Source organism: uncultured Porticoccus sp. (genome assembly GCF_963975625.1).
Classification (GTDB): Bacteria; Pseudomonadota; Gammaproteobacteria; order Pseudomonadales; family Porticoccaceae; genus Porticoccus.
Genome location: NZ_CAXBHS010000004.1, coordinates 115,632 through 142,161 on the forward strand (window position 1 = coordinate 115,632; position 26,530 = coordinate 142,161).

The 26,530-nt window shown below is 55.2% G+C and carries 23 protein-coding genes; 13 read left to right on the forward strand and 10 right to left on the reverse strand.

Annotation, left to right across the window (positions count from 1 at the left end; genetic code table 11):
• Nucleotides 1-47: 47 nt before the first annotated feature.
• Nucleotides 48-506, reverse strand: coding sequence for a DUF4124 domain-containing protein (locus AACZ64_RS05415; RefSeq protein ID WP_293614134.1), 459 nt, complete (start codon nucleotides 504-506; stop codon nucleotides 48-50).
• A gap of 418 nt (nucleotides 507-924) precedes the next feature.
• Between AACZ64_RS05415 and AACZ64_RS05420 the strand changes: the two genes are divergently transcribed.
• From AACZ64_RS05420 to AACZ64_RS05480, 13 genes are all read left to right on the forward strand, one after another.
• The gene (locus tag AACZ64_RS05420; RefSeq protein ID WP_036859815.1) at nucleotides 925-2,664 is read left to right on the forward strand and encodes an acetolactate synthase 3 large subunit; all 1,740 of its coding nucleotides are present in this window, start codon (nucleotides 925-927) and stop codon (nucleotides 2,662-2,664) included.
• Entirely contained in the window at nucleotides 2,664-3,155 is a 492-nt protein-coding gene (gene ilvN, locus AACZ64_RS05425) for an acetolactate synthase small subunit (protein ID WP_036859816.1), read from the forward strand. Before AACZ64_RS05420 ends, ilvN begins: the two co-directional genes overlap by 1 nt.
• 88 nt (nucleotides 3,156-3,243) lie before the next feature.
• Entirely contained in the window at nucleotides 3,244-4,260 is a 1,017-nt protein-coding gene (ilvC, locus tag AACZ64_RS05430) for a ketol-acid reductoisomerase (RefSeq protein ID WP_036859817.1), read from the forward strand.
• Between the two features lie 190 nt (nucleotides 4,261-4,450).
• Nucleotides 4,451-5,191, forward strand: a complete 741-nt coding sequence (gene pssA, locus AACZ64_RS05435) for a CDP-diacylglycerol--serine O-phosphatidyltransferase (RefSeq protein WP_293614188.1) — start codon at nucleotides 4,451-4,453, stop codon at nucleotides 5,189-5,191.
• Between the two features lie 299 nt (nucleotides 5,192-5,490).
• Complete coding sequence (locus AACZ64_RS05440) at nucleotides 5,491-7,038, forward strand: 2-isopropylmalate synthase (RefSeq protein ID WP_293614133.1); 1,548 nt, start codon at nucleotides 5,491-5,493, stop codon at nucleotides 7,036-7,038.
• 5 nt (nucleotides 7,039-7,043) lie between these two features.
• The gene (locus AACZ64_RS05445; RefSeq protein ID WP_036859821.1) at nucleotides 7,044-7,724 is read left to right on the forward strand and encodes a hypothetical protein; all 681 of its coding nucleotides are present in this window, start codon (nucleotides 7,044-7,046) and stop codon (nucleotides 7,722-7,724) included.
• Complete coding sequence (gene rimI, locus AACZ64_RS05450; protein ID WP_293614132.1) at nucleotides 7,721-8,170, forward strand: ribosomal protein S18-alanine N-acetyltransferase; 450 nt, start codon at nucleotides 7,721-7,723, stop codon at nucleotides 8,168-8,170. The genes AACZ64_RS05445 and rimI overlap by 4 nt, the downstream gene beginning before the upstream one ends.
• A gap of 184 nt (nucleotides 8,171-8,354) precedes the next feature.
• Complete coding sequence (locus AACZ64_RS05455) at nucleotides 8,355-10,697, forward strand: bifunctional diguanylate cyclase/phosphodiesterase (RefSeq protein ID WP_293614131.1); 2,343 nt, start codon at nucleotides 8,355-8,357, stop codon at nucleotides 10,695-10,697.
• Nucleotides 10,698-10,786: 89 nt separating this feature from the next.
• Complete coding sequence (locus AACZ64_RS05460) at nucleotides 10,787-11,728, forward strand: DUF1722 domain-containing protein (RefSeq protein ID WP_293614130.1); 942 nt, start codon at nucleotides 10,787-10,789, stop codon at nucleotides 11,726-11,728.
• A 17-nt stretch (nucleotides 11,729-11,745) separates the two neighbouring features.
• On the forward strand, nucleotides 11,746-11,973 hold the full coding sequence (locus AACZ64_RS05465) for a hypothetical protein (protein WP_293614129.1): 228 nt from the start codon (nucleotides 11,746-11,748) through the stop codon (nucleotides 11,971-11,973).
• Complete coding sequence (locus tag AACZ64_RS05470) at nucleotides 11,973-12,422, forward strand: NfeD family protein (RefSeq protein ID WP_293614128.1); 450 nt, start codon at nucleotides 11,973-11,975, stop codon at nucleotides 12,420-12,422. The genes AACZ64_RS05465 and AACZ64_RS05470 overlap by 1 nt, the downstream gene beginning before the upstream one ends.
• 58 nt (nucleotides 12,423-12,480) lie before the next feature.
• Nucleotides 12,481-13,332, forward strand: a complete 852-nt coding sequence (locus AACZ64_RS05475) for an SPFH domain-containing protein (RefSeq protein WP_293614127.1) — start codon at nucleotides 12,481-12,483, stop codon at nucleotides 13,330-13,332.
• Between the two features lie 103 nt (nucleotides 13,333-13,435).
• Nucleotides 13,436-13,843 (forward strand): glycine zipper family protein, encoded by a 408-nt coding sequence (locus tag AACZ64_RS05480; protein ID WP_293614126.1) that lies wholly within the window; start codon nucleotides 13,436-13,438, stop codon nucleotides 13,841-13,843.
• Between the two features lie 34 nt (nucleotides 13,844-13,877).
• Here the strand turns inward: AACZ64_RS05480 and AACZ64_RS05485 are convergent, their stop codons facing one another.
• The 9 genes from AACZ64_RS05485 to AACZ64_RS05525 form a co-directional block, all read right to left on the reverse strand.
• Nucleotides 13,878-14,630, reverse strand: a complete 753-nt coding sequence (locus tag AACZ64_RS05485; protein ID WP_339639755.1) for a hypothetical protein — start codon at nucleotides 14,628-14,630, stop codon at nucleotides 13,878-13,880.
• On the reverse strand, nucleotides 14,620-17,040 hold the full coding sequence (locus AACZ64_RS05490) for an ATP-binding protein (protein WP_339639757.1): 2,421 nt from the start codon (nucleotides 17,038-17,040) through the stop codon (nucleotides 14,620-14,622). Before AACZ64_RS05490 ends, AACZ64_RS05485 begins: the two co-directional genes overlap by 11 nt.
• A gap of 201 nt (nucleotides 17,041-17,241) precedes the next feature.
• A complete protein-coding gene (locus tag AACZ64_RS05495; RefSeq protein ID WP_293614124.1) occupies nucleotides 17,242-17,784 on the reverse strand; it encodes a response regulator transcription factor in 543 nt (180 codons plus the stop codon).
• On the reverse strand, nucleotides 17,768-19,036 hold the full coding sequence (locus AACZ64_RS05500; RefSeq protein ID WP_293614123.1) for an ATP-binding protein: 1,269 nt from the start codon (nucleotides 19,034-19,036) through the stop codon (nucleotides 17,768-17,770). The genes AACZ64_RS05495 and AACZ64_RS05500 overlap by 17 nt, the downstream gene beginning before the upstream one ends.
• 26 nt (nucleotides 19,037-19,062) lie before the next feature.
• Entirely contained in the window at nucleotides 19,063-21,138 is a 2,076-nt protein-coding gene (locus tag AACZ64_RS05505) for a TonB-dependent receptor (protein ID WP_293614122.1), read from the reverse strand.
• 151 nt (nucleotides 21,139-21,289) lie between these two features.
• Complete coding sequence (locus tag AACZ64_RS05510; protein ID WP_293614121.1) at nucleotides 21,290-21,580, reverse strand: DUF3240 family protein; 291 nt, start codon at nucleotides 21,578-21,580, stop codon at nucleotides 21,290-21,292.
• Nucleotides 21,577-24,696, reverse strand: coding sequence for a CusA/CzcA family heavy metal efflux RND transporter (locus tag AACZ64_RS05515; protein ID WP_293614120.1), 3,120 nt, complete (start codon nucleotides 24,694-24,696; stop codon nucleotides 21,577-21,579). Before AACZ64_RS05515 ends, AACZ64_RS05510 begins: the two co-directional genes overlap by 4 nt.
• The gene (locus AACZ64_RS05520) at nucleotides 24,696-25,829 is read right to left on the reverse strand and encodes an efflux RND transporter periplasmic adaptor subunit (protein WP_293614119.1); all 1,134 of its coding nucleotides are present in this window, start codon (nucleotides 25,827-25,829) and stop codon (nucleotides 24,696-24,698) included. The genes AACZ64_RS05515 and AACZ64_RS05520 overlap by 1 nt, the downstream gene beginning before the upstream one ends.
• The gene (locus AACZ64_RS05525; RefSeq protein ID WP_293614118.1) at nucleotides 25,826-26,515 is read right to left on the reverse strand and encodes a TolC family protein; all 690 of its coding nucleotides are present in this window, start codon (nucleotides 26,513-26,515) and stop codon (nucleotides 25,826-25,828) included. Before AACZ64_RS05525 ends, AACZ64_RS05520 begins: the two co-directional genes overlap by 4 nt.
• Nucleotides 26,516-26,530: the final 15 nt, after the last annotated feature.

Genomic DNA, 26,530 nt, shown 5'->3' on the forward strand with positions numbered 1-26,530 from the left:
CAACCAGCCCGAATCCGGGCTGGTTGCCACACCCAAACTCAAATCGGTTACTGGCAGTTATCCTGAATCATTGTTCGGGACTTTTCTATCCATTCATTTTGCTCTTCTGTACTGAGATAACGAACTTGATCAGTGTCCGGGTCTTTTACTCTCAGCCTGCTGCCCCTTTGCAGGTTTTCAAGGTTTTCTCTGGCTTTAATACAGTTTTCTCTGGCAAGGGCCACATCTTCGGCGGTTACCTCTTCAGATTTTTTGGTTTTCAGATCCGGGCTCTTCTCTTCTGATCCGTTGCTTTCAGGTATTTGGTCAGGAGTTGTTGCAGTAACTTCTTTACCTTTGCCGGGTGTGGGTATTTTTATTATTTCAGCAGGTTGCTCTACGGGCGGTTTTTCAGAAAAGTGCCATGCTCCATCGGCATCCTGCCACTTGTAAACTTTTGCCGCGTGCAAAGGAAGACACAACGCCATTGTCAGCAGAGTGAGTACGAGGTTGTTGATACCTATCATGTCCGTGAACCTTTCATAAACCGTTTGAATCGGATAAACCCGTATTGATTTTTGTTTATCATAGCGGATTTGGCGGTCGCGTGTTGAGTACAAGCTAGCAGAACGGGGGCTATTTATGGGCGCGGATCACAACAACTGCTTGACGGGCTGGATCGGAGTAAATAAAGTACCGCTTCTGCGGGCATGCTAATTGTCCGCCAACTGGTTCCATACCAATCTGCCAAGTGAGCGTAAACAGCGTTCGCCAGGCGTCCAGACAGGTTTGTTTACCCACAGGCCTGACGCATCGAGTATCACGACCTTAGTCGTCGTCGGTAGCGTAATTGCACTTGCAGATCTGTGATGTCACAGCGTTTTGTTTGTTTCACCCTGGCGGAGGAACCGACTTTGTGGCTTGTTGATTTTGAGGATTTGCACAGTGGAACTACTTTCTGGCGGTGAAATAGTCATCCGCGCACTGAAAGATGCCGGCGTTAAATACATCTGGGGTTACCCCGGCGGCGCTGCGCTCCATATCTACGACGCCCTGTTCCAACAAACGGATGTACAGCATATCCTGGTTCGCCATGAGCAGGCCGCTGTTCATGCGGCGGACGGTCACTCCCGTTCTACCGGGGAGGTAGGTGCCGTGCTGGTCACCTCCGGTCCGGGTGCTACCAATGCCATTACCGGGATCGCTACCGCCTACATGGATTCCATACCTCTGGTGGTTATCTCCGGTCAGGTCCCGAGAGAGAAAATAGGTGAAGATGCCTTCCAGGAAACGGATATGGTGGGGATTTCCCGCCCTATCGTAAAGCACAGCTTTTTGGTCAAGGATGCCACCGAGATTGCCGGTGTCATTGCCAAGGCCTTCTATATCGCTGGCTCGGGCCGACCGGGCCCGGTTGTTGTCGATATCCCGAAGGATGTGACAGACCCCAATCACCGGGTGCCTTACGAATACCCTGAAAAAGTCAAAATCCGCTCTTACCAGCCCACCAGTAAGGGGCACTCCGGTCAGATCAAGCGGGCCATTAAAACACTGCTGGGGGCCAAGCGTCCGATTATCTACAGCGGTGGCGGGGTGATTCTGGGCGAGGCCTCCTCCCAATTAACGGAATTGGCACGGCTGATCAATGCGCCGGTTACCAATACTCTGATGGGCCTGGGTGCTTTCCCGGGCTCAGATCCCCAGTTTGTTGGCATGCTCGGTATGCACGGCACTTTTGAAGCCAATACGGCAATGCATCACGCCGATGTGATTCTGGCCGTCGGTGCTCGTTTTGATGATCGGGTAACCAACACAACCGGCAAGTTCTGCCCCTCTGCAACAATCATCCATATCGATGTGGATCCCACATCGATCGCCAAAACCATCAAGGCGGATATTCCGATTGTCGGTGCCTGCGATGTGGTGCTGCGGGAAATGGTTGATCAGCTGCAGGACAGTGGCAAGCGGCTGGATGATGAAGCGATGGCAGACTGGTGGAAGCAGATCAATGAATGGCGCGACCGTCACGGTATTTATACCCAGTCCCGCTATGAAGCCAGTGGCGGCAATATTATCAAGCCGCAGGACGTTATCAAGTCGTTGTATCGGGCCACCGGCGGCGACGCCTTTGTCACATCCGATGTGGGACAACACCAGATGTTCGCAGCCCAGTATTACCTGTTTGACCAGCCGCGCCGCTGGATCAACTCCGGTGGGCTTGGCACCATGGGTTTCGGGTTGCCTGCCGCCATGGGGGTGCAGCTGGCTCACCCCGATGCCATGGTGGCCTGCGTCACCGGAGAGGGCAGCATCCAGATGTGCATTCAGGAGTTGTCCACCTGTACCCAGTACGGGTTGCCGATCAAGATTATCAATCTGAACAACCAGGCGCTGGGCATGGTGCGTCAGTGGCAGGATATGCAGTACAGCAGTCGTTACTCCTCCAGCCTCTACGAAGATTCACTGCCGGATTTTATCAAGCTGGCTGAGGCCTATGGCCACGTGGGTATCAAGGTTACCCGGTTCGATGAGCTGGACCAGAAAATGGAAGAGTGTTTCAGCCTCAAGGACCGTGTTGTGTTTATGGACATTTACGTCGACCGTTCTGAACATGTGTATCCCATGCTGGTGGCACCGAACGGTTCCATGCGTGATATGTGGCTGAGCAAGACGGAGCGCACCTGATGAGACGCATAATTTCAGTTTTGATGGAGAACGAACCGGGAGCGCTGTCGCGGGTGGTGGGCCTGTTTTCCCAGCGCGGTTATAATATTGATACATTGACGGTGGCCCCCACTGACGACCAGACGTTGTCGCGTCTGACGTTGACGACCCACGGCAATGATCAGGTAATTGAGCAGATTACCAAGCATCTCCACAAGTTGATTGATGTAGTCAAGGTGGTGGATCTCACCGAAGGCCCGCATATCGAACGCGAGTTGATGCTTCTCAAGGTTAAGGCTTCCGGTCCGCAACGCGCCGAAATCAAGCGCTGCGTGGACATTTTTCGCGGGCAGATTATCGACGTGAGTGCCAATGCTTATACGGTACAGATTGTCGGCAACAGTGATAAACTCGACGCCTTCATTCAGGCGGTTGCGGGTGCCGAGATACTTGAGGTCGTGCGCTCCGGCGTATCCGGGTTGGCCCGGGGGGAAAAAGCACTGCGACTTTAAGCCCTTTTGCGCAGAATGTCAGGGTGGCTAAAAACGACCATTCCGAGTTCCGTATTCTTTCAGATTAATAAATTAGACAGGTGAAAAAATGCAAGTTTATTACGATAAAGACTGTGATTTATCCATCATTCAGGGCATGAAAGTGGCCGTGATCGGTTATGGCTCCCAGGGACACGCCCACGCTCTGAATCTGAAGGACTCAGGGGTGGATGTCACGGTGGGTCTGCGCCCCGGTTCACCCACTGCGGCCAAAGCGGAAAATGCCGGCCTGGCCGTCAAGAGTGTTCCCGATGCTGTCGCAGCGGCAGACCTGGTGATGATCCTGACACCCGACGAATTCCAGTCCCAGCTTTACAAAAATGAGATCGAGCCAAATTTGAAGAAAGGCAGTACGCTGGCATTCGCGCACGGTTTCGCTATCCATTACAACCAGGTAGTTCCTCGTGCGGACCTAGACGTGATCATGATCGCACCCAAGGCGCCCGGCCACACTGTACGCAACGAGTTCACCAAAGGTGGTGGTATCCCCGATCTGGTGGCAATTTTCCAGGATGCGTCCGGTAAGGCCAAATCCGTGGCATTGTCCTATGCCTGCGGGGTTGGTGGTGGGCGCACCGGTATTATTGAAACAACGTTCAAGGACGAAACAGAAACGGACCTGTTCGGTGAGCAAGCGGTTCTCTGTGGCGGTTGCGTCGAACTGGTCAAGGCGGGCTTTGAAACACTGGTGGAAGCCGGGTATGAGCCTGAGATGGCCTATTTCGAATGTCTGCATGAGCTGAAGCTGATTGTCGATCTCATGTACGAAGGCGGTATTGCCAATATGAACTACTCGATTTCCAACAACGCTGAATACGGTGAGTACGTGACCGGCCCGGAAATTATCAATGAGCAGTCCCGTGCGGCCATGCGCAACGCCCTGAAGCGTATCCAGAATGGAGAATATGCCAAGATGTTTGTTGCGGAGGGCGCTACCAATTATCCTTCCATGACGGCCTACCGTCGCAATAACGCAGCCCATCAGATTGAGCAGGTTGGTGCCGGTCTGCGTGCGATGATGCCCTGGATTGCCGCCAACAAGCTGGTGGACAAAGAGAAAAACTAACGGGCCTGTTTTAGCCGAGAAAACCGCGCCCTGGCGCGGTTTTTTTGTTGTAGCCGTCGATTTTTAATAAGATGGTTTTTTCTGTAAAAACAACACACCATACACCACTGACAGTCAATGCTGAGGCGAAACGATGACGGACAACGAAAAACAGGAAGCGGTCCCTGATAATACCGCCTCCGGGCAGGAAATGCCGGTCGGGGGCCCAGAGCCCGCACGCCATAGAGGCATCTATTTGCTGCCAAACCTGTTTACTACCGGCGCACTGTTCAGTGGCTTCTATGCGATTTTGGCAGGGATGGACGGCAAGTTTCAGGCGGCCGCCATCGCCATTTTTGTGGCGATGATTTTTGATGGCCTGGATGGTCTTATCGCCAGGATGACCAATACGTCCAGCGAATTTGGTGTTCAGTACGACAGTCTGTCCGATATGGTGTCATTTGGTGTGGCGCCCGCCATTGTCGTGTTTAGCTGGATGCTTGATGAAGTGGGTAGAATCGGCTGGGCTGCCGCCTTTATTTACGCGTCCTGTGCGGCGTTTCGTCTGGCGCGCTTCAATACCCAGGTAGACTTGGTGGACAAGCGTTACTTTATTGGCATTGCCAGCCCGACAGGGGCAGCTCTGGTGGCAGCCATGGTGTGGAGCGGCTTTGATGCTGAGCCATCCACCGAGTTGGCACTATTGGCCGCGTTGGTCACCGCAGTGGCGGGCCTGTTGATGGTATCAAATCTTCGCTACCGTAGCCTCAAGGGCCTGGACCTGAAGGGCAAGGTACCCTTTGTGGTGATTTTCGGCATCGCCATGGCGCTGGTCATTATTCTGATTGATCCACCCCGAATCCTGTTTCTGCTTGCTGTGGCGTATTCGCTGTCCGGGCCACTCGAGTGGCTATGGCATAAAAAAAGAGGGGATAAGGTTGTCTCTGGTTGAGAGGCTTGGGGGGAAGCAGTGGTTGGCAAAAAATGGAAAACCTGATTGAATAAACACAGGGTTTCCAGGCCAGTCTTTAATGTGATCAAGAACGTGTATCACACAAGAACAGCGCAACCACAGCAGGGTATCTTGTCCCACTGTGCTGTTATGACTGTGCTGCTCCTGCCCTGAGGGGCAACGATTTTTTTCCGATTTTACTCATTCCTGTTTGCAAATATCTCCCTCCGTGCGGAGAATTCGCGTAATTATTTTGTCCTGTCCCGAAGGATGGGGCGGATTATCTGGAGCAGCAAGTCATGGATAAACAACAGTTGGTGATTTTCGATACGACCTTGCGCGATGGCGAGCAAAGTCCTGGCGCTTCCATGACCAGGGAGGAGAAACTCCGAGTCGCCAAGGCGCTGGAGAAACTTCGAGTGGATGTTATTGAGGCGGGTTTTGCCGTATCGAGTCAGGGAGATTTTGAAGCCGTCAAATCCATAGCCGACACCATCAGGGATTCGACGGTGTGCAGCTTGGCGCGGACTACCCACGTGGATATTGAGCGCGCGGCAGAGGCGTTAAAAAATGCTCGCTCGGCACGCATTCACACCTTTATCGCCACGTCCCCGATCCATATGAAATATAAATTGCAGATGACCCCTGATCAGGTGGTTGAGCAGGCAGTCTCCGCTGTGAAACTCGCCCGCAACAAGGTCGGTGATGTGGAATTTTCACTGGAGGATGCCAGTCGTTCTGAATTTGATTTCATGTGCCGTATCATCGAACAGGTGATCAATGCCGGTGCCCGCACGATCAACCTCCCCGATACGGTGGGTTACGGTTTTCCTGCGGAATATGCCGATACTATTGGCCGCCTGATTGCCGCAGTGCCGAATGCAGACAAGGCGATTTTTTCTGTGCATTGCCACAATGACCTGGGTCTGGCGGTTGCCAACTCCCTCGCTGCCGTCATGCAAGGCGCAAGGCAGATCGAGTGCACCATTAATGGTTTGGGTGAGCGCGCCGGCAACGCTGCGCTGGAAGAAATTGTCATGGCAGTGCGCACCCGCAAGGATATCTTTCCGGTGGAGACTCACATTGATACTACGCAGATCGTCGCTACCTCACGCCTGGTATCTAGTATCACCGGATTCCCTGTTCAGCCGAACAAAGCCATCGTTGGTGCGAATGCATTTGCACACGAGTCGGGCATTCATCAGGACGGTGTGCTGAAATACCGTGAAACCTACGAAATTATGAAGGCACAGGATGTGGGCTGGAGTACCAACAAGATTGTACTGGGCAAGTTGTCCGGGCGAGCTGCGTTCTCTTCAAGGCTTGACGCGCTCGGTATTCAGTTCGACAGCAAGACAGTGATGAATGAAGCCTTTCTGCGATTTAAGGAATTGGCGGACAAGAAGCGTGAAATTTACGACGAGGATCTGCAGGCACTGGTTTCCGAAATACAGGTCAAGGAAGATGGTATTGAGCATATTATCCTGGGTGATCTGGCGGTAACGACCAAGACCGGGCAGCTGCCCAACGCGGCGTTAAGTCTGACCTACAAGGGTGAGCATTATCGCACGTCAGCGGATGGCGATGGCCCGGTGGATGCCGTGTTCAAGGCGATCGAAAAGCTGATCAATAGCCAGGCCGAACTCAAATTGTATCTGGTGAACGCTGTTACCGAGGGAACCGACTCTCAGGGCGAAGTCACTGTGAGGCTCGAAAAGGGGGGGCGTATCGTCAATGGACAGGGGGCCGATACCGATATTCTGGTGGCCAGTGCCAGAGCTTACCTGAATGCACTCAGTGTGCTGGAGAATCCCGACCGACTGCACCCGCAGTTGGGCGGGGTATAGCGTTGATGCCTGTATCCCGGGAGCTGCGTGACTGGTATCTCAGTACCCTGGGTGTTGTACAGTATCGGCCCAGAGATACTGAGCCCGTTGCGCTGGATCTTCATTTGGAAACCGTCACAGAAGTGGCAAATACCGTCCCGCCTGAAGTTATCGTTGCCCTGCCAGAGAACCCCGAATTGCCGGGGGCCGAAAACGAACTGACGGATTTGCAAGAGGAGCAGATCGGCAGTTTCCGGCTGGCTTGCTGGCAACCCAGCGATGACTTACTGGTTATCAACGGGTTGGCGCCGGGCAGCGTACCCCTTCAGGAGGAATCCGGTCTGCTTGCCAATATAATCCGGGCAATTGGTCGTCTCGGTGATGTACTTACATCGCCCCAATTGATTGACTGGCCCCCTTCTACGGCAGATCAAACCGACAGATCAGGCGCAGAAGAGATGCTGTCAGTGTTCGTGGAAGCCCGTGTCAAAAAGCAGGGTGTGCTTTGGGTTTTGTTGATGGGTGAATTGCCTTCAGCGCTGCTGCTGCCCTCAAGGTCAGTCTGCTCACTATCTGTGGGTCAGATGGAAGAATTACCCGGAGGTGCCCGGGCTATCGTCACCCCAAGTCTACAGGAGTTACTAAATACTCCCGAGCTTAAAAGCGAAACCTGGCGAGCCATTCGGGTGATGAGCCATCAACCATGATCCCTCTGATTCGCAACATGCTGGCCGCTGACCTGCCGTTGATCGCAGCCATTGAGCAACAGGTGACGCCCCATCCCTGGCGTGAATCCCAGTTCAGGGAGAGCCTCGATAAACACCAGTGCCTGACCATGGTCCTGCAGAACCAGTTGGTGGGTTATGCCGTTTATACGATTGTGCTCGGCGAAGCAGAGATTCTGAATATTGCGATAGGGCGGGATTACCAGGGGCGGGGTTACGGCCGACGATTTCTCAATCACCTGATTGACCTGATGACTGACCGGGCTGAACGATTGTTTCTCGAGGTTCGTGTCACGAATGAGCCGGCTGTGGCGCTGTATCAGGACGTGGGTCTGGTGGAAATCTGCCTGCGCAGAAACTATTACCAGAACGATACCGGACAGGAAGATGCCATTGTTATGGCAATGGATTTCACTGGTTTTCAGTGAGTGCCAGTCTCGTTGAATGTCTAATCTGTTACTTGGTTCCCTTCAAAAATGTGAACTGGTTCACATAATCGGTATTATCAGTGCCGTTTTATGCCCGTTCGTCGCCAATTTTCATACTTGCGACCCTCTCTCAGCTGCAGACTCCATAAAATAATCATGTCGATTGATAAGGAAGTAGCCTGTTATGGAAACGATGCCAGATGAGGCGGTACAAGCTGCCAAATTTGAAGTGGCAAAGCTGCTGTTGGAAAGACTCCCATTCTTTCTGATAGTCACCTCTGGATTTTGTCTGATACAGATTTTTACCTGGGGCGGGATTTCAACCTATTGGCCGGCCGGATTGTGGATCCTTTACAGTCTGGGAGTCATTGTGCCCGGTTGGCTGCTCATCCGAAGATTGTCTGTGACGTATGCGGTAGTTGGGATTAACCAGAAACTGGTTGAAGACATTAATAATCTGGCTATTGTCCTGGCTTTCATGACGGGACTGATATGGGCCTTCGACAGTTTTGTTCAGTTTTATCTCAGGGAACCAAATCAATGGCTTTATGTGTCCGCGTTAGCGGCTATTGCCGTGATCAGCGCAGGACTGCTCAGCTATAACCTCAAAGCTGCCCTGCTCGGGGCGGTGGTTATATTGCTGCCCTTGCTGATCGAGGTCTCAATCGCGGGCAGTGGGGCCAATCTGTACTTTATGTGTTTTGTAGCAGGTACCGTTGCCGTATTGTACTTCGGTTTGCGCCAACAACAGCGGACCCTGGAAAAAAACATCGCGCTTCGAAGCGAGGCTGAGGCGCTGCTTAAACAGCAGGAAGCGACCAGCTACCTGCTTGAGCAGCACTGGCAAAATGCCCCGCTACCGGCCATTCAGTGGGATCGTCAGCAGCGGATAACTGGCTGGAATATCAGTGCTGAAGAGCTGTTCGGTTATCCTGTAGCAGAGGTGTCGGGTCGTCAGGGAGATTTTCTGGTACCACCGGGATCGCGGGAATCGTTTCGCGATATGTGGCAGGCCCTGATACAAAAGGAAGAGCAGGGTTATTACGCTGTGCGGGAAGTTGTCGACAGAAACGGACAGATAAAAATATGCGAGTGGCATAACACGCCGCTGACAAAAGACGGCAAGCTTATCGGTGTTGCCTCCTTCATCAAGGACGTGACCTCCCAGATTGAGGATCGGGAGACCATCAAACGGCAGGCGAACTACGATAACCTGACCGCGCTGCCGAACCGCAGCTGCATGATGAGTGAACTGGATGCTGCAATCTCACGGTCTAAGCGAAACAATCAATTCGGCGCTGTTATTTTCCTCGATCTCGATAATTTTAAAGATATCAATGACACCCAGGGGCATCATGTGGGTGACATGGTGTTGCAGTTTTTTGCCGAGTTATTGCGGCAGGCCGTTCGTAAGGAAGACGTGGTCGCCCGCTTTGGTGGTGATGAGTTTGTAGTGCTGATACAGGATCTTGGCACAAAGGCGACCAAAGCACGGGCCAGAGTGCTTTCTATTGCAGATAAAATCATGGAGCTGGGTAAAACAGTCTGCAAGCAGCGGGGGCTGGAATACGAGATTGACGTCAGTGGCGGTATCGTGCTGTTTCAGGGTGATCGCTATTCACCAAATGACCTTTTAAAGCAGGCCGATCTGGCAATGTATCGGGTGAAAAACTTTGGGCGAAAAGGGTTCAGTTTCTATGATGAATCTCTCGCGGTCGAGGCGGAATACCGGGTTAGCCTGATTCGCGAGCTGCGTCAGGGTGTCGAAAACAAGGAATTTGATTTGCACTTTCAGCCTATCGTCAACACCGGTGGCGATATTGTATTTGCTGAATCACTGCTTCGCTGGAACCGCCCCTCAGAGCGTATTGTGGCAGCCAGCGAATTTATCGAGTTCATGGCAACGTTGCCGATGATGAACGAAGTAGGCCTGTGGATTTTCGAAAGTGCATGCGCCAATCTTCGCCAATGGATTGATGAAGAGCTTTGGTCAAAAGACGGGGTACTATTCGTGAACATCAGTCCGAAGCAGTTGGAAAATGAGCATTTCGCAGCCGATATACGGAAGCTGATCAGTCGATATGCCATTGACCCCCATCAACTGGTGCTGGAGATTACCGAGGAAAGCCTGATTCATAATCTTGATGAGGTCGAGGGCCAGCTCCAGGATTTACTGGACCTTGGTCTGCGGATTGCACTGGATGATTTTGGCACCGGCTATTCCTCGCTGGCGATGTTACAGAAGTTACCGGTGCACTTTGTCAAACTGGACCGGAGTTTTATTAACGATCTGGCTTCTTCGGAGAATACCTATTCCATTGTCAAAGCGGTCATCAAGCTCTGCCAAATTATGTCCCTCGACGTGATCGCCGAGGGCGTTGAGACAGAAGAACAATACCGTATTCTCGCCGATCTGGGCTGTGAGTACTTCCAAGGTTACTATTTCAGCAAACCTGTTGATCCCGGGCAATTCAGGTCGTTGGTCCGGTCTGCATCTGAGGATGCCCTGTTGCGTCTGGTTAACTAGATTGACTGGCGCATCAACTGTAGCGGTAAAACGTGCACTGAATGACCGGGAACCGGTATAGTCACGGAGCATTTTTTACGAGGTGAACTGTGGACAAAATTCCGGTGGGGATCAGTGCCTGCCTGATGGGCGATGAGGTGCGCTATAACGGTGGTCATAAGCGGGATGCCTATATCAATGGGACTCTGGCGGGCCACTTCAGTTTTTATCGATTCTGTCCGGAAGTCGGTATTGGTCTCGGCGTTCCCAGGCCCACTCTCAGACTGATTGCCACAGATGATGATACCAGGGCGGTGCGCACAGAGGATCAGGCGTTCGATGTCACCGAGCAGCTGGTGAGCTACAGTCGGGAACAGTTTGCCGAAATCAGTCAACTATCCGGACTGATTTTAAAGCGGGATTCACCCAGTTGCGGCATGGCGAGAGTCAAGGTGTATGGCGCGGCCGGGGCCAGGCCAGAGGGGCGGGGCGTGTTTGCCCGCACGGTGATGGATCAATTTCCCTGTCTGCCGGTAGAGGAAGAGGGCCGGCTGGGGGATCCCGGGTTGCGGGAGAATTTTATTCAGCGGGTGTTTATCTATCATCGCTGGCGATCTGACTACTTCCCGGCGCTCAGTGTACAGAAACTCACGGATTTTCATGCCCGACACAAACTGATCTTCATGAGTCATGACCAGAATCAGTGTCGGGAACTGGGTCGTATTGCAGCGCTTGCCCGTCCTGATAATCTGGGTATGGTTGCCTCGGATTACCTGTCACTGGCCATGACCAATCTGAAAAAAATTGCCACGCGTAAAAATCATTTGAATGTCCTGCAGCATATTCAGGGGTATCTGAAAAGGCAGCTCGATGCCGCAGACAAACAGGAACTGATTGAAATATTTGAACGCTTCGAACGAGGGGAGTTGCCATTGATCGTGCCTGTCACACTCCTGCAGCACCACTTTCGTAAAGCTCCGGACGAGTATATCAATCGGTCCTGGTACCTGAACCCCTACCCGGCAGAATTGCGCCTGATGAATCTGCTATAAAATCGGGAAGTATGATCATGAGCAACAGTAAACCATTGAAAGTTCCCTATCGCCTGATTCTGCTGGATCTGGTGGGTGCCGTGCTGGCGGCAATGGGCATCCTGCAGCTGATTGACGGTGGCAGTGTTGCCGCCTGGGTCATGACAGTTGTGGGTTTTTTGTTGATGATGCCTCTGGTGCTGGCGATTTTTCGTTTACTGGCATCCCCCGGGTCCAAGCAGAATGATCATCGAGGAGATCGTTAATGGAGATTGTCTACTGGCACTGGCTGGTGTTGGGTATTCTGCTGGTGATACTGGAGATCGTCGTGCCCAGTTTTACCATCCTCTGGTTTGGTCTCGGTGCGGTTGTGGTGGGCGTATTGTTATGGCTGGTGCCGCAGTTGCCGATCGTGGGTCAGCTGTTGGTCTGGATGCTTGCTTCCGGCGGGTTCGCGCTGTTCTGGTTTAAATACCTGAAACCGCGAATGGTGGATAAAACCCTGGCTGGACTTTCCAGGGAGGCCGCCATTGGCGAATCGGGCCGTGTCATAAAACTGCCGGTTGAACACGGCCGGGGGGTAGTGCGTTTTACCACGCCACTGCTCGGTGCTGATGAATGGGAGTTCATCTGTGACCAGACGTTATCACTGGGTGACCGGGTATTCGTCAAGGAGTTTTCCGGTAATACCCTGGTGGTGGTGAAGCTCGATTGAGTAACTGACCGGAATCGACCGGTTTTTGGAACGTTAACTTTTTTCCGGAGTGGGTGGTATGGGCGGCACAGTCGTTGTTTTGGCAGTTTTGGTACTGCTGGTTATTACCGTTGGGTTGGGTGTCCGGATTGTGCCCCAGGGGAGCAAACATGTGGTGCAACGGCTGGGCAAGTTTCACAAAATACTGCCGCCGGGGCTGAATATCATTATTCCCTATATCGATACCGTGGCCTACCGGGTTTCCACCAAAGATATCGTACTGGATATTCCCTCACAGGAGGTTATTACCAGGGATAACGTGGTTATCGTTGCCAATGCCGTGGCCTATATCAATATCGTGGCGCCGGAAAAGGCCGTCTACGGGGTCGAGGACTATGAACTGGCGATTCGCAACCTGGTTCAGACATCACTGCGTTCCATTGTCGGCGAGATGGATCTGGATGATGCCCTTTCTTCCAGAGACCAGATCAAAGCCAAGTTAAAAACCTCTATATCTGACGATATTTCTGACTGGGGTATTGTGATGAAAACGGTGGAAATTCAGGATATCAATCCCTCCGGAACCATGCAGCAGGCCATGGAAGAGCAGGCCGCTGCCGAGCGCCAGCGCCGTGCCACAGTGACCCGCGCCGACGGCGAGAAAACCGCGGCCATTCTCGAAGCCGAGGGCCGGCTGGAAGCGTCTCGACGGGATGCCGAGGCCAAGGTGGTACTGGCAACGGCCACCCAGGAAGCGATCGAAAAAGTGACCGCAGGTATTCAGGACAAGGAGTTGCCAGCGGTATATTTGCTGGGTGAAAAATACGTTGAAGCGATGCGTGAACTGGCCGTCTCAGAGAATGCCAAGCTGGTACTGTTGCCGGGTGATATTCCCGCTGCGGTCAGGGGACTGATGAGTACGGCGAAATAATCCCGTTGAGTTAATGGGGAACGGGTTTCTGTCAACCGATTCTGCGCAAAAACGTTTTGTACGGGTAAGGTTCGAACCTCTGCCATAGGAGCTGACGGGAGAAATGACTTTGGAGAGCAGGACATTGATGTTGCGACTACCACTCATTTTACTGTTGTCCGTCATGGCAGCGGGTTGTAGCAGTCAGCGCCAATCCGGTTACGGTGCAACGGACGGTATTATTATCGATACTCAGGGCGTAGACATGTCCTATTACCGCGCGGACCTTGCCGATTGCCAGCGCTACGCTTCTGAGGTGCCTGTGGCGGAGCGAACGGCAACCTCCGCAGCGGGTGGTGCGGTGGTCGGCGGTGTTGTCGGGGCCATCGTCGGTGATTCCGGCACAGCCAAGAAAGGGGCTGGTGTCGGGGCCGTCACCGGTGCTATCAAGGGCGTGTCATCCGGTAGCGCTGAACGCAAACGCGTGGTCAAGAACTGCCTGAGGGGCCGCGGTTATCGGGTGCTGAATTAGCTGGTAGAACTTTCTTTTTGATGGGTTGGACCCGTCAAGCAATCAGCATCAAGGGGTAAGGCAGTAAATCGGGCAGGTCGGCCAACTCCGTGGCCGACAGCTTTTCGAAGTTCATTTTTGACATCATGATCAGTGAACCTGCCGGTAGCCTCAGGCACGTTAAATCTCCTGGATGAATGGATTCGACCCGCTGAAAGTGCACTCTAATGCCATCAACCGGCAGTTGGTCAGCAATCTCATGGGGCAGTGCTGTCTCGCTCAACAGGGTGACATCCGATACCATTCCGTTGGCTGCTAGCCGTCTCACTACCTCCAGCGCCCGATGAAATTGTGGGGAGGCATCGTAAACCAACACCAGTGGTTTGCTGGGTCGTGAGGATAGTCCTGGTGGGCGAGGTCTGGCCGAAGTGCGGATTCGTCCCGGAAAAAAAATATCGTACCCCTCGTGGGATAATGCACAGGGCGCCAGCATCCCGCTCTCAGTATGGAAGGTACAGGTCACTTTCTGCTGTGAAGATAACTGTTCCAGTAGCTGCTGTGCTCTGGATGACGCCATGCGGCTGGATCTGATCATGGCATCTCGACCGAACAACCGCTCTTCGCCCGAGAGGCTGGAAATTTCTCGGGCAAAGGGCAACCCCGCCGCAGCCAGCAAGCGGCTGTCCTCGATATACAGGCCGGCGAGCGATGCGTTCAGCCATCTCGCCATCGTTACCAGTGACAACAGGCTGGCTTCGGTGATACTCAGTGCATCCAGCGCGATTAAAATTCTGCGTTCAGTCTGCACGGTCGCCACCCTGCGTATTATCGACAGCAAATTTTCGGGCGACTTTGATCCACGCTTCAATCTTTGCCATCACCTTGCCGTTCACGGAATCAGCCGGGTACTCATCCTTATCATCGGGTTCACCCGCAGGCAGTCCCGTGAGTAACGTCAGGGCCTCATCAATCGTGGAAATGGCATAGATATGAAAAGCGCCCCGTTTAACGGCATCGATCACACGTTCCTCCAGCATCAGGTGCTGGGTATTGGCAGCGGGCATCACCACCCCCTGGTCATCGGTCAGCCCGCGGGCATTGCAAATATCGTAAAAGCCCTCGATTTTCTGGTTGATCCCGCCAATGGCCTGAACCTGCCCATGTTGATTAGTCGACCCGGTCACCGCGAGAGATTGCCTGATCGGGATGTCGGCTATTGCCGAGAGCAATACAGCAATTTCCGCCACAGAGGCGCTGTCGCCTTCGATCCCGCCATAAGATTGTTCAAAGACCAGACTGGCGGAGACTGGTAGCGGTCGGTCTCTGGCATAGCGATTGGCGATAAAGGCAGAGAGAATTAACACGGCTTTCGAGTGAATATTACCGCCCAGTTTTACCTCGCGCTCGATATCCAGAACTTTGCCGTGTCCGAGCCGCGCCTGGGCAGTAATGCGGGTAGGGCGGCCAAATGTGTACTCACCGAGCTGGTAGACGGAGAGCCCGTTGATCTGGGCCACGTGTTCGCCGCGGGTGTCCACTAACTGTATTTCCCTGAGGATGCTCTCGTGGACCCGCTCTCTGAATTGGTCCATTCGTCTGGAGGCTGCCTCTATTGCAGCCTGAACGTGCACGATGCCAATCTGTTCTGCATTGGCCTGCCCGGCAAAATAGTCACTTTCACAGAGCAGGTCCGTGAGGAGGTTGAGGTGCAGGGGCAGTTTCTGGGCGTCCTCAAGCAGACGGGAGCCCTGCTCAACCACCCGTGCCACGGCGCTCTGGTCGAGTGGCCGAATTCCCTTGCGGTGTTGCAGTGAGGCGATCAATCGGGCGTAACCCAGCGTATTGGCATCGGTGCGAGGTAGCTCCTCGGACAGGTCGGCGGGGACTTTGAAGAGCAGGTTGAAATCCGGGTCGTAGGCCTGCAACAGGTAGTAGACGGTTCTATCACCCAGCAGGATAACCTTGATGTCCAGCGGTACCGGTTCTGGCTCGAGTGATTTGGTGCTCACCAGGCTGAGCAACTGGTCGATCGACTCGATCCGCGCTTCCCTGGACTGTAGTGCGCGTTTGAGCGCATCCCAGGCAAAGGGGTTGGTGAGGACCTTAATGGCATCCAGTAGCAGATAGCCCCCGTTGGCGCGGTGTAGTGCACCGCCTTTTATCAGGGTGAAGTCGGTGGTCAGAGTACCGTATTGCGCTTCGTGTTCGACCCGGCCCAGCAGGTTGCTCAGGGACGGGTTGTTTTCATAGACGATGGGCGCCGTGCAGGCCCCACCGTTATCCACCAATACATTGACCCTGTACATCGGGAATTCGTGTATCCGGTTTTTCAGGTTTTCGGGGACACTGGAACGTTCTTCCTCTTCACGGAATGCATCCACATTTTCAATCACATCCTGTTTCACCAGAGCGAGAAACTCGACCACATCAGGGTAATCGGCGTAACGGTTTTGCAGTTCTCTGAATATCTGGCCCACTGCATGCTGGACGATGGACTGGTTCAGTTTTTTGAATTGTTCCCGGCTTGCTTTCACCCACATAGGCATTTTTTGCACAAGCCCTTTCAGTTCTTCCTTAAGCTCGTTAATTTTCTGCTCAATGGCAGTTTTTTCGTCGTCGCTCAGGGCTTCAAATTCTTCCGAGGTAATGATTTTGTCATTGACCAGTGGCGCGAGTGTGTAGCCAGAAGGTGTTTCGAGCATTGAGATATTTCGTGCTTTCGCTTTTTCTTTTAATTCTGAAAATGCCTGTCGTTCCTGATCGTTGAAGGCATCGCTAATGTCGTTAAGTCTTGCCTTGTATTCTGCACTTTGAAACACGCCGGGAATGGTGACCAGCAAATCTTCAATGCACTGCTCCATATCCTTGCGCAACTGTTGTGCCAGGCCACAGGGCAGCCTTAACACTTTGGGTTGATGGGGTGCGCTGAAGTTATTGACGTAGCACCAATCGCTCGGTTTCGGCCGGTCAAATGTCTGTTGGTGCAAAAAATCCTGCAACATTTCGTGTTTGCCCATGCCGGAAGAGCCCAGCACGTAGATGTTGTAACCCTCGTGTCGGATTCCCAGCCCGAAGCGCAGGGCGTCAAGGGCGCGATCTTGGCCATAGTAATTGTCGAGGTGCTCGAGTTCAGTGGTATCACCGAAGGGCAGGGTGGCTGGATCACAATGCCGGTAGAGACTGTCGGCGGGTAAAGGCAATGGCTGTTTGTTATTCACTGATTACTCTCTGATGCGTCAAATCGGGTGTGAAAAAAAGTGGCTTTATGTTGGACGAGCCGGGTGTATTCTCAGTTTAGTGTCCGGATACACGGTTGACCATATTGCGTATGCCACAGCAGTTAAAGCACCCTTATACAGGCTTTATTGGCTCAGGGATGGGTGGTACCCAGATAGTCAGAAACAGGCGGCCGGGTAAGGCTATTGTTTTACCGGCCGTTTTTGCAGTTTGCGCTGCAGGGTTCGACGGTGCATGCCCAAGCGACGAGCTGTGGCGGAGATATTGCCGTCATTTTCTGCCAGAACCCGCTGAATATGTTCCCACTCAAGACGCTCCACCGAGGGCGGACCTTCGCTGATCCCGGTTGTCTCGGGGGTGGCATCGGTATCGAACGTCGCGAGGATATCCTCCACTGAGGCGGGTTTGCAAAGATAGTTCAGGGCGCCCAGTTTGATGGCCTCCACCGCCGTGGAGATACTGGAATAACCGGTGAGGATCAGCACCTCGAGTTTGGGATTGATCCGGATCAGCTGTGGTAGCAGATGAAGTCCTGACTCGGATTCCAGTTTAAGGTCCACCACAGCCCGGCGGGGATTGTGTTGCCGACACAGGTTCAGGGCCTCGGTGACGGTGCTGGCGGTGAGTACCTGATAGCCGCGGCGGGTCATGGCGCGCCCAAGAATACGGGTGAACGTGGCATCATCATCCACGATAAGCAGATAGCGGTTATCGGGCATGGACATCCTGTATTGGCAGAATCACTTTGGTCTCGCTGCCGGATTCCCGACCGGGTTTGATGTCAACAGTGCCGCCGTAGCGTTGCAGTGTGGCCTGGGTCAGAAACAGCCCAAGCCCCATTCCCTCTGGTTTGCTGGAGGTAAAGGCGGTACCGAGTCTGCCCCGCAATTGTGGCGAAACACCGTCACCATAATCCTTGATACAGAGTTCAATGTGTTGCCGATCCCAGCGTACCTGTATATCAACCCGATCAGGGCTGGCATCGGCCGCATTGTTGAGCAGGCTGGTCAGTGACTGGGCGATGGTCGGGTGCAGGCGAGTGTGAATATCCGGCAGGTTATCCGGATAACGGATGTTGGCCTGTACGCCGGGACGCATCAGCTGCCAGCGTTCGAATAACCTATCAAAGTAATGGCGCAGGGCAATGTCTTCGCCGCCGTCGGCACTGCCTTCCGCAGTGGCCACCAGCTGCTTCAGGGTAAGTCGACATTGTTCAATCTGTTGCTGCAAGATGTTCAGATCGTCGTTTGAACCGGACTGGTCTGCCACCATTTCGTCCACCAGAATTTTCATGGTGTTGAGTGGAGTCCCCAGTTCATGGGCAGTACCCGCAGCCAGTGAACCGATGGCCAGCAGCTGTTCATCCCGCAGCTGATTTTCCCGTTGTATGGTCAGCTGTTCCTCCTGCTGTTTCAGGGTGCGGGCCATGCGGGTCACAAAATAGGTAATCAGCCCAGCGCTGACCGCGAAGTTAAGCCACATGCCAAGAATATGCAGATTGCTGACGCCGTCGTGATGATGGCCCGGTGCCAGGGCAGGAATGGGTAGGTAAAAGTTCAGCAGCCAGCTGTAGGCCGCCAGTGAAAGTATCGTGATGGCCCAGGTATAGCGCAGGGGCAATGTGGTTGCCGCAATGCTGATAGGCACCAGATAGTAGGAAATAAACGGGTTTGAGGCGCCGCCGCTGAAAAACAGCAGAGCAGTAAAAAACAGGATATCCACCAGCAAATGGCAGAAAAATTCCAGTTCGGTAATGACCGGGTAACGGAAGGTGCGCCACCATGTGGTGGTAATGACAATGGCGTAGAGGGCGAGAATGGCTCCCAGTACCAGTATAGGTAAACCGATATCCCGTATCTGACTAAAAAAAATGAGGGCCAGAATCTGGCCCCCAAGAGCGATGTTGCGGATGACACTCAGCTGGCGCAGGTTTTGCCGCGCTGCCGAGTGTATGAATGAATCAAGGGTGGGAGCCATGACCGGATATTACCAGAATGGTCAGGTTACCAGTGCAGGGTTGCTGACAGATAAATATTCCGGCCTGCCCCTGGCAACCGCTCTCCCAGGGCTATATCGCTGTCGCCATTGCGGTTGTAACCGGCCAGGTGATCCTCATAGCGGTTATCGAACAGGTTTTCCACGCCGCCGGACAGGATCAGTTGCGGTGTAAGCCGGTAACTGCCGGACAGGTTAAGTATCCCGTAGCCGGAAGTTTTTTCTTCCTGGTTAAAGTCGGACACCTTGTTCTGACTGGCGTAGAGCACCGATTCTAGGGCCAGCATGACGGCGCGCTGTTCATAAATCAGAGACAGGCGGTTGTTGAGGGGTGCCACCCGGTATAGGTCGTCGTCCTCGTCCCGGCGCTTGCCGCGCACGTAGCTGAGGTTGCCCTCCAGGCGCAGGGTGGTGGAGATCATGTAACCGTAGCCCATGTCCGCGCCGTACATCTTGGCATCCACGTTGTCGAACATCAGTGCCGCCTCACCACTCATCATGGTGCTGAGCATATTGGCGGTAGCGTTGTCGGACGGCACGCCCTGGATATAGTCATCGATGCGGCGGTAGAACAGTTGTGGTGTTGCCCAGGCCTTCGCAGTTTGCCAATCGATACCGACGGTGACCTCGTGGGCGGTTTCCTCGTCCAGGTCGAGATTGCCGATATAGTTGCGACCGTCCGCCAGGCCGCCGGTAGCCGCCAGGGGCAACCAGAGGTAGCGTTCCTGGTAGGAGGGCGCGCGGTTTTTACGCCCCAGACCCAGGTTCAGTGTGGTGTTATTGGTGAGGGGGCGGCTCAGGTTAAGAACCAGGTCAAGGTAGGTAAAATCTTCGTTCAGATCGCCGTTGTTGAAGGTCGTCGCTAGCATATTGGCATTCATTGCCATCATCCCCATCATACCGCTGGCGCCGACGGGGTCGCTGTCCATTTTTACACGGTTGACTCGCGCACCGGTCTTTACATGCCACTCGCCGATACTGCCTTCCCACTCGGTGAAAATACCGTAGGTATCCCGTTCCGCATCGTTGAAGTTGGCCAATTCAAACATCGCGTTGTTGGGGTTGGAAATGGTGGCAGTGTGCACCGTTTCGTTGCCGTCCGAGCCCACGGTTAGAAAGCCGCTGGCCATCGGCCAGCGGGCCTGCAGGGACCATGCAGTGTTGTGGGCGGTGGCATTGTTGGCACGATAACTCATCGGCGATGCCGGTGCTTCTCGCTGGGAGAAGTTATCCATCAGGTGGTCGACATGGTTGTAGGAGAGGTGACCGCTGATCACTATCTCACCGAGGGTGGTGCTGACATTGGCGCCCGCGGTGTCCCCGTCGATGTAATTGATATCCATGGGCAGGGCGGGTGTGCCTGTGTCCCGGGTGTCCAGCTCGCCGATGTAGATTTCGAGGCTGCTGTTGTCGTTGCGCCAGCCATAGCTGAGGTCGTATCGGCCCCGTCGGTACTGGCTGCCACCGATCTTGTCGTCGTCACCGACGCGAGTATCGTCGCCTTCGTCGTGGCTGAAAAGTGCTGACAGTTTGTGGTGATTGTTGGACAGTGTGGATTTCAGGGCGGTGTTGGAACCATCGCTGTTGCCGTTGAAGCGACTGGCAATGGAGCCGGAGAAAATAAAGTCGTCACTCTCGCCGAATTCGCCGCGGTCCAAAGTCGCGGTGATGTGCCCGCCGATGCTCTCTTGGGCGGCGCTAACCGGGGCGATGCCGCGATCCACCACAAGGGACTTCAACAGCAGTGGCGGCGTGTAGGTGAGCGGTGCATCCATAGCGTTGGGGCCGCCGGTGAGAGTCGGTGCGTGGTCGATGTGGATGCTGACACGATCGCCGTAGAGTCCACGGTATTGCGCGATTCCGGTTACCGGACCGTTGCTGTTGACGTTGGCGCCGGGTACCCGTTTTAGCAGTGCTGAAGTGTCCACCAGTGGCAACTCTCCAGGTTCTGTGTCCAGTGTCAGTCGGGTCGTGGGCTGTACGCCGGTCACTTCGATTTCTTCGGGGGTGGCGTGATCCGCCAGCGTCGGGGCGGTTAGGGTGCTCAGCAATAGCGTGGCTATAACGGGAATGTCGCGCTTCACGGGGCCTTTCTCCTGGGTCAAGTCGAATGGCCGGCATCTTACTGTGGAAGCAACCCTTTGGGGATGTGACAAATTGTCGCACTTGCTGGTCCGTAGCCTTCAATGGCGGGGGGTATTGAACCGGAAGTGATGGTGGATTGGAAATTCGCCATCACAGGTGACCGCTGCAGGCTACAGAAAGCTGCCAGTAATGAATGCCTTTGCCGACTTCTTCGGCGAGACCGGCGATTAGATTATCCACCTGTTGTTCAGGCAACAGGATTTCAAACTGCACCCGCTTCCGACGTCCACTGACCTGTTCGGCAATGGAGAGGCGGCCCTGTTCACCGTGGCCGTGCACTGGGTAGGAAGTAAAGCCGCCGACCTTTTCACAGGACAACAGGTAGTCCACCAGCTCCTCTTCCAGTTCGGGGGTGATATTGAGTACCAGCAGGACGTTCATACAAGGTCTCCTGACAGATTGTGGTCAGTGCTGTGAAAAAAATAGCGATAGATCACCGGTAGCAGGAACAGGGTCAACAGGGTGGAGCTGATCAGCCCTCCAATCACCACGATGGCCAGGGGCTTTTGTAATTCAGAACCGGGGCCGCTGGCTGCCAATAGAGGCAACAGACCAAAAGCACAGGTGCTGGCAGTCATCATGACCGGGCGCAGGCGTCGCAGTGCGCCCTGTTTCACTACCTCGGCCATGGGCAGCCCCTTCGCTTGCAGGTAATTAAAGTGAGACATCATCACCACGCCGTTCATCACCGCGATACCGAGCAGGGCAATAAAACCCACCGAGGCGGGAACCGACAGGAATTCGCCGGTGAGCCACAGGGCCAGCAGGCCGCCGGTGAGGGCGAAGGGGATGTTGGAGAGGATGATGGCGGTTTGTTTCAGGGAGCCGAAGGTAATGAACAGCAGCAGGGTGATCAGACCCAGCGCCACCGGCACCACCAGCGTCAGCCGGGCAGCGGCTCGCTGCTGGTTCTCGAACTGGCCGCCCCAGGCCAGGGAGTAGCTCTGGGGCAGGTCGATATCTGCGGCGATGGCGGCCTTGGCCTCATCGACGAAGCCCACCAGATCGCGTCCCTCCACATTGGTGCGCACCACTGCAAAGCGCTGACCGGACTCGCGGGAAACCCCAACCGGTCCTTCGATACGGCGGATATCTGCCAGCTCTGCAAGGGGAATGGTGCCGCCGTCAACCAGGTTGATGCGGCTCCGTTGAAGTTGCATCACGCCGTCCCCTTGGGGTTTGTGATAGCGCAGCATCAATGGCACCCGGGCGGTGTGTTCAATAATGTTGCCCAGGGGCAGTCCCTCTATTTCCGCCCGCAGGCGATTCTGCAGGGCTTCCACGTCAATGCCCAGCATGCCGGCCCGCTGGCGGTTCACGCTCACCTGCAGGTACTGGGCTCCCTCGTTAATCGTGGCAGTGGTATCCACGGCGCCGTCGATGGTCTCCACCCGCGCGGAAATAGCTTGGGTCAATTGGTTTAAAGTGGCCAGATCCGGGCCGAACACCTTGATGGCGATGTCGCCCCGGGAGCCGGTGAGCATCTCCGAGACGCGCATGTTGATGGGCTGGGTGAAGCCGTAGTTGATGCCGGGAAAGCGCTCCAGTACCGCGCGCAGTTTCTGCTCGATTTCCGCCTTGCTGTCGGCCTGCCATTCCGCCATCGGTTTCAGTTGCAGGAACACGTCGGTTTCGTTGAGGCCCATGGGGTCCATGCCAATTTCATCAGAGCCGCTGCGGGAGACGATGCGCTGAATTTCCGGCACATTACTCAGCAGTTCCTTTTCCACCTGTTTGACGATGCGGGTATTGTTTTCCAGATTGATGGAGGGAATCGATTCCAACTGCACGATGATGTCGCCCTCATCCATGGTGGGCATGAAGGTTTTGCCCACCAGCGGGAACACCAGCACCGATACCACCAGCAGTGCCGCGGAACCGCCCACCAGCCAGCGCGGTTTGGCAAGCGCCTTGTCCAGCAGTGGTTCATAGGCTCGCAGTAACTGACGGCTGAGCCAGGGTTCGCGTTCACCGCCCTTGTTGATCATGAAGGATGCCAGCACCGGGATGGCGGTGAGAGACAGCGCCAGGGATCCCACCAGAGCGAACACGATGGTCAGGGTCACCGGGCCGAACAGTTTGCCCTCCAGCCCCTGCAGGGTCAGCAGTGGCAGAAACACGATGACGATGATGGCGACACCGGAGGTGACCGGCACCGCCACGTCCTTTACTGCCCGGAAAATGATGTGCAGGCGGGGCAGGGGCGTGCCGCCGTTTTTCTGTCGCGCCTGCTGTTGGCCCTCTTGTCGGGATAGTGCCGAGACAATGTTCTCGACAATAACGATGGCGGAGTCCACCAGCATGCCGATGGCAATCACCAGGCCGCCGAGGCTCATCAGGTTGGCGGACATGCCCATGCGGTCCATCATGAAAAAGGTGAACAGCGCTGACAGGGGCAGGATCATTGAGACAGTTACCGCGGCGCGCCAGTTGCCGAGGAAGAGCACCAACAGAATCACTACCAGCACCACCGCTTCCAACAGTGCCAGGCTCACTGTGCCCACCGCTCGCTCAATCAACACGCTGCGGTCGTAGAATACATTGATGGCAGTGCCTTCCGGCAGGCTGGCTTGCAGTTCTGCCAGTTTGTCCTGTACGCCGGCCACTACGTTTCTGGCGTTGGCCCCGCTCAGGCCGATCACGAGTCCCTGTACCACTTCTTCCTCGCCATTGGCGGTGACCGAGCCGTAGCGCTCCAGGCTGCCGAGGGAAATGTCGGCAATCTGGCTGAGGGGAATGGACTGGCCGAGGGCGTTGTCGAGGCGAATGGCGGCCAGATCGTCCAGGGACGTGAGGGCGCCCGCTACCCGCACCAGGATGGCTTCCTCTCCCTGATCCAGTCGGCCAGCCCCGTCGTTGCGGTTGTTGGCCCGCAGGGCGACGACGATATCGGCGCTGGTTACCTGCATTTGAGCCATCGCTGCCCGGCGCGGCGCCACCTCATAGGTTTTGACAAAACCACCCAGCGCGTTCACGTCCGCCACGCCGGGCACCGTGCGCAGAGCGGGACGGATGGTCCAGTCCAGCAGGTAGCGACGCTGTTGCAGGGAGAGATTGTCGTTGTCCACGGTGAACATGAACATGTCACTGAGCGGTGTGCTCATGGGGGCCAGTCCCCCGCTGATATTGCCGGGCAGATCGCTCCAGATATTGTTCAACCGCTCGGTAACCTGCTGGCGGGCCCAGTAGATGTCGGTTCCCTCGGCGAAGTCCAGGGTGATGGCGCTGAGGGCGTATTTGGAAATGGAGCGCAGCACTGTCTGGTCGGGGATGCCGAGCAGTTCCACTTCGATGGGCTGGGTTATCAGTGATTCCACTTCTTCCGGGGTCATGCCCGGCGATTTGATAATCAGTTTTACCTGGGTGGGAGAGATATCCGGAAAAGCATCGATGGGCAGGTTCAGCATGGCTCTGCTACCGAAACCGATCAGCAACAGGGACAGCAGACTGATCAGCAGTCGCTGGCTGAGGGAAAACTGAATCAGGCGACTCAACATTATTCGGTGCCCCCGAGTCCCAGTTGGATACCTTTCAGCAGGGCGGCGCCCTCTACCACCAGTTCTTCGCCGGGGGAAATGCCTCCAGTGGCCAGGTAGTTATTGCCCATGGGTAACAGAGCGACAGCTCGGGCTTCAATGCCATTTTCACTGCGCACATAAATAGTGGTGGCATTGCCTGAATGGGTTACCGCTGCTGCGGGGACCAACACACCCCGGGCCAGGGGCGGCAGGGTAAGCATCAGGGTCTGGCCCGGCAGAGCGGTCTGTGATTGCTCCAGGGCCGCCATGATATCTACCATCTGGGTGGTGGGGTTTACGGCGGCATTCTTGTATTTGAGGATCGCCGTTCTGTCTGTGTCCGTCAGTTGCAGACGGTCACCCACTTCCAGGCTTGCTGCCAGCACTGCGGGTACAGCGGCTTCGAGCCATAGCTCGGAGTCCGCCTGCAGGGTGGCGACCGGGGTGTTGGCGGGCACCGCCTGTCCGGCATTGAACAGGCGTTCACTGAGTTTTCCTGCAGCCGGAGACTTGATCGGGTATTCACCGGGTTGCCGTTTGCCGCTGGGCAGCTGGGCCAGGTCTGTGTCAGTAAACCCGGCCCTGGTGAGTTGTTGCCGGTGGGATGCCAGGGTGAATTCCACCTGCTGTAGACGGCGTCGGGTTTGTTGTAGCCGCTGTCTGGCGATGATGCCTTCCTTGAACAGTTCGTTATCACGGTCGAATTCATAGCGGGCCTGTTCCAGGTCGTGGTGGGCTTTCAGCCAGGATTCCTCCACGGCCATCAGGCCCGGACTACTCAGGGTGACGATGGGTTGTCCGGCGCTGACAGCATCTCCCGGAACCCGGTGCCAGCGAGTCAGGGTGCCGCTGTAGAGAGCAATGGCCTGGGCGCTGTGTTCGGGGGAGTTGATGACCGTCGCGGGTATGCTGTTGCCGTCGCGCAAGTCGGCGCTGCGGGCGGGTTGGAAAACCAGCTTCATGCGGACCGCTTCATCCCGGCTCAGGGGGATGGCCTCTGCTTCTTCTGCGTTCACTTTGCCGCCGGTCATCAGTGCCAGAGACAGGGCCAGTGGCAGGGCGAAAGAGAACCGATTAGTGGTCAGTTCCGACGGTTCCTTGGGGGCTTTCATGGCAGTACTCCAACGGTTTGATTGAATTCGGAGGCCAGTCGCTGTTGATCCAGCTCCGTCAGTTGGTATTGCAGGCGACTCTCCCGGTACCGCCGCAGGGCTTGAATGGCGGGCAAAATGTCGGTTTCACCCAGGGAGAAGGCTTTCTTTGCCATCTGCCAGTGCTGCCGATGCAGCGCCTGCCGCTCCTTGCCCAGTTCAAGGGAGCGGCGGGTGGATTCCAGCTGGTGCTCCACCTCGTGCAGTTGTTGTTGCAACTCTCGGTGGGTCTGCATGACACGGACTTCCGCTTCCGTGGCGGCGAGGCGCGCGGCACTGCTTTTTGCGGAAATATAGTTGCCGCCGCCAAAGGGTACGGTGATGGCGATGCCGAGACTGTCGATATCCTCCTCGCCACTGCTACCGCGTTCCCGGCGCATGCCCATGAACAGGGTGGGGTTGCCGGCGCTATCGTGTCGCGCCAGTTGTGCCTGCAGTTGTCGGCTTTTCGCTTGATCCTGCAAGAAGCCCAGCAGAGGGTGCCCGGAGTCGATGACCTGTCGTTGGCTACGTTCTTCCGAGAAGGCCACTGACGGGCGCCGATGGAGACCGGTGACTATCTGGTAATTGCGTTGGGCATCCACCAGCGCCGCCTCACTGTCCAGCAACCGCTGCTCAGCCTCCAGCACCAGTCCCCGGCTTTGCATCAGCGCGGAATGGCG